This is a genomic window from Acidocella sp. (genome assembly GCF_028687955.1).
In the GTDB taxonomy this organism is placed as follows: Bacteria; Pseudomonadota; Alphaproteobacteria; order Acetobacterales; family Acetobacteraceae; genus Acidocella.
The window spans coordinates 1-4171 of record NZ_JAQTZC010000111.1; the positions used below are offsets into that span (position 1 = coordinate 1).

At 62.0% G+C, this 4171-nt stretch carries 3 protein-coding genes; 1 reads left to right on the forward strand and 2 read right to left on the reverse strand.

Annotated elements, in window-relative coordinates; translation table 11 throughout:
- Positions 1-65: 65 nt before the first annotated feature.
- Positions 66-638 (reverse strand): uracil-DNA glycosylase family protein, encoded by a 573-nt coding sequence (locus PHE40_RS10725; RefSeq protein ID WP_299961604.1) that lies wholly within the window; start codon positions 636-638, stop codon positions 66-68.
- A gap of 35 nt (positions 639-673) precedes the next feature.
- Positions 674-1159, reverse strand: coding sequence for a single-stranded DNA-binding protein (gene ssb, locus PHE40_RS10730; protein ID WP_299961606.1), 486 nt, complete (start codon positions 1157-1159; stop codon positions 674-676).
- Between the two features lie 131 nt (positions 1160-1290).
- Between ssb and uvrA the strand changes: the two genes are divergently transcribed.
- On the forward strand, positions 1291-4171 hold a 2881-nt coding region (uvrA, locus tag PHE40_RS10735), incomplete at its 3' end, for an excinuclease ABC subunit UvrA (RefSeq protein WP_299961608.1).

Consider the following 4171-nt stretch of genomic DNA (forward strand, 5'->3'; position numbering starts at 1 on the left):
GATTTTGCGCGCGGCCGCCCCACCAGCCCCGCGCGCATACCAGTCAGCCTTAAGGCTGACTGGTATCAGATGAGCTGAGCCACCCGCGCACGCAGCCGTGGCAGAATTTCAGTGCCGAACCAAAGGTTTTTCGCCTCCCAGAAGCCGGTGCGCCAGGAAGGATGCGGCAGGGCCAAGAAACGGGGATACGCCGTCTGGGCGCGCACATTTGCCGCCATGCCGCCCGAGCCGAGATAGCGTTTTTGCGCGTAGGCGCCGACCAGCAATGTGAGCTGGAGCTGCGGCATGAGCGCCAGGAACTTGCCGTGCCATGCCGGCGCGCATTCGGGCCTTGGCGGCGCGTCGCCACCGTTGGGCAGCGTGCCGGGGTAGCAGAAGCCCATCGGCATGATGGCGATGCGGGACTCGTCATAAAAAATGCCGGGGCCAATGCCCATCCAGCCGCGCAGCCGCTCGCCGGAGGCGTCGTTCCAGGGAATGCCGCTGGCATGCACCCTAGTGCCGGGTGCCTGGCCGATGATGAGCAGTTTCGCCGTGGCGGAGACCCGGAACACCGGGCGCGGACCAAGCGGCAGATGCGCGGCGCAGAGTGTGCAGGCCCGGGCCTGCGCTACGAGGGTTGCAAGAGCCGCGCTCATGGACAGGAGGTTAGCCCCCTGCCCTGCTTAGCAGTTCAGAACGGGATTTCATCATCCATATCGTTGCCCGGCTGCGTGTCCCAGCCGCCAGTCGCGCGCGGGGCGGCAGCGGCACGCGCGGGGGCCGCGGCACGCGGCGCGCGCGGTTCGTAGTCGCCACCGGCGTTGGGATTCTTGTCCAGCAGCACCAGCTCACCGCCGAAACGGCCGATCATCACCTCGGTGGTGTATTTCTCCTGGCCGTCCTGCCCGGTCCACTTACGGGTCTGCAATTTGCCCTCGATATAAACCTTCGAGCCTTTACGCAGATATTTCTCCGCGACCTCGCCCAGCCGGTCGTTCATGATGACCACCCGGTGCCACTCGGTCTGCTCCTTGCGCTCGCCGCTGGCTTTATCATTCCACGTATCGGAGGTGGCGATGGCGAGGTTGACGATCTTCAACCCCGATTGCGCATTGCGCACTTCCGGGTCCTTCCCGAGATTGCCCACCAGAATCACTTTATTGACACTACCGGCCACATGGCCCTCCTCTACTTTAAATTGTTCACCAGCGTAGCGCATTATTTGCATTCCGGCCAGCCGAAGCAGTTTGCATTCTACGCGGCGACACCATATCCTGCAAGAACATTACACGAACATCTGGTGCGAGAATGGCTGAGCAGAAAAACGCGGGCTTTATCACGGTCCGCGGCGCGCGCGAACATAACCTGAAGAACATCGATATCGCGATTCCGCGCGAACAACTCACCGTCATCACCGGGCTTTCCGGTTCGGGCAAATCCTCGCTGGCGTTTGATACGATTTATGCCGAGGGGCAGCGGCGCTATGTCGAGAGTCTGTCATCCTACGCGCGGCAGTTTCTGGAACTGATGGGCAAGCCGGATGTGGACTCAATCGAGGGCTTATCGCCAGCGATTTCCATCGAGCAGAAAACCACTTCGAAGAATCCGCGCTCCACTGTGGGCACGGTGACGGAAATTCACGATTATATGCGGCTTTTATGGGCGCGCGCGGGCGTGCCGTATTCGCCCGCCACCGGCCTGCCGATTGAGGCGCAGAGCGTGGCGCAGATGGTGGACCGCGTGATGGCGATGAAGCAAGGCGCCAAGCTGCTGCTGCTGGCGCCGGTGATCCGCGACCGCAAGGGCGAGTATAAAAAAGAGCTGGCCGAATTGCAGCGCAAGGGCTTCACGCGCGCGAAGGTTGATGGAAAATTATACGAGATCGACCAGGTTCCCGCGCTCAATAAAAAGCTGAAACATGAGATCGAGGCGGTGGTGGACCGCATTGTGGTGAAGCCGGGGCTGGAGCAGCGGCTGGCGGATTCATTCGAGACCGCCTTGGGACTCTCCGACGGCATCGTATATGCCGAGGGGGCTGATGATGGCGTGCGCACGGTGTTCTCCTCGCGCTTTGCCTGCCCGGTGAGCGGTTTCACCATCGAGGAGATCGAGCCCCGGCTGTTCAGCTTCAACTCACCGCACGGCGCTTGCCCGGTGTGCGACGGCTTGGGGCATGAGGTGTTTTTTGACCCGCATCTGGTGGTGCCCGACGAGCAGCGCTCGCTGGAGGACGGCGCGGTGATGCCCTGGGTGAATTCGCTCTCGCCCTATTACACGCAAACCCTGGCGAGCCTGGCCAAGCATTTCAAAATTAAGATGACCACGCCTTGGGAAAAACTGCCCGAGGCGGTGCGCGATGCGATTTTATACGGCACCGGCAAAACCGAGGTGGCGTTTTCCTACAAGGACAGCGCGCGCGCCTACACGGTGACGAAACCGTTTGAAGGGGTCATCAAAAATCTCGAACGCCGCCTGCGCGAAACTGATTCCGCCTGGACGCGCGAGGAACTCTCCCGTTACCACGCCGAGCGTCCCTGCGGCACCTGCCACGGCGCGCGGCTGAAGCCCGAGGCGCTGGCCGTGCGGGTCGCGGGGAAAAACCTGGCCGAGGTGGCGGAGCTTTCCATCTCCGCCGCGCGGGAATGGTTCGAGGGCGTGGCCGCCACGCTGACCCCGCAGCGGCTTGAAATCGCCCGGCGAATCTTGCGCGAGATCAACGAGCGTTTGCAATTTCTGCTGGATGTGGGCTTGAATTATCTAACCCTGGCGCGCGGCTCGGCGACACTTTCGGGCGGCGAGAGCCAGCGGATTCGCTTAGCCAGCCAGATCGGCTCAGGGCTTACCGGCGTGCTATATGTGCTGGACGAGCCGAGCATCGGCCTGCACCAGCGCGATAACGAAAGATTGCTGGGCACGCTGCAACGTTTGAAACGCCTGGGCAACACCGTGCTGGTGGTGGAGCATGATGAAGATGCGATCCGCACGGCGGATCATCTGATCGACATGGGGCCGCACGCCGGTATGGGCGGCGGGCATGTGGTGGCGCAGGGCACGCCGGAACAGGTTGCTGCCAACCCGAAATCGCTGACGGGGGATTATCTCTCTGGCCGGCGCACTATTCCCGTGCCGCACCCCAGGCGGGAGATGAAGAGCAGCCGCGTTTTGAAGGTTATAGGTGCCACGGGCAACAACCTAAAAAACGTGTCCGCGGAATTCCCCCTTGGCGTGTTCACCTGCATCACCGGGGTTTCAGGCGGGGGTAAATCAACCCTGGTGGTGGACACGCTCTATAAAGCCGTATCGCGCCGGTTGATGGGCTCGGGCGAAGTGCCCAGCCCGTTTGAGCGGCTGGAAGGGCTGGAACAGCTCGACAAAATCATCGACATCGACCAATCGCCGATCGGGCGCACGCCGCGTTCCAACCCCGCCACCTATACCGATTTATTCGCGCCGATCCGCGACTGGTTCGCCGAAATGCCCGAGGCGCGCACGCGGGGATACAAGCCGGGGCGGTTTTCCTTCAATGTGAAGGGCGGGCGCTGCGAAGCCTGCCAGGGCGACGGCGTGCTGAAAATCGAGATGCACTTCCTGCCCGATGTGTTCGTCACCTGCGATACCTGCAAGGGCAAGCGCTACAACCGCGAGACGCTGGAGGTGAAGTTCCGCGAGAAATCCATCGCCGATGTGCTGGATATGACGGTGGACGAGGCGCAGGTCTTTTTCAAGGCCGTGCCAAAAATCCATGACCGGCTCTCGCTACTCGGCAAGGTTGGGCTAGGCTACATCAAACTTGGCCAGCAGGCGACCACACTTTCAGGCGGCGAGGCGCAGCGCATAAAGCTGGCGAAGGAGCTGGCCAAGCGCCCCACCGGGCGCACGCTCTATATTCTCGACGAACCCACCACCGGGCTGCATTTCGAGGATATCCGCAAACTGCTGGAGGTTTTGCACGCGCTGGTGGATACGGGCAACACCATCATCGTGATCGAGCATAATCTGGAGGTGATCAAAACCGCTGATCATGTCATCGATCTGGGGCCCGAAGGCGGCGACGGCGGGGGCCGCATTATCGCCACCGGCACGCCGGAGGATATTGCCGCCAACAAGGCGAGCCACACCGGGCGGTTTCTGGCGCCGCTGCTGGCGGCAAAACCGGCCAAGCCACGCCGCAAGGCAACGGCTTATACCA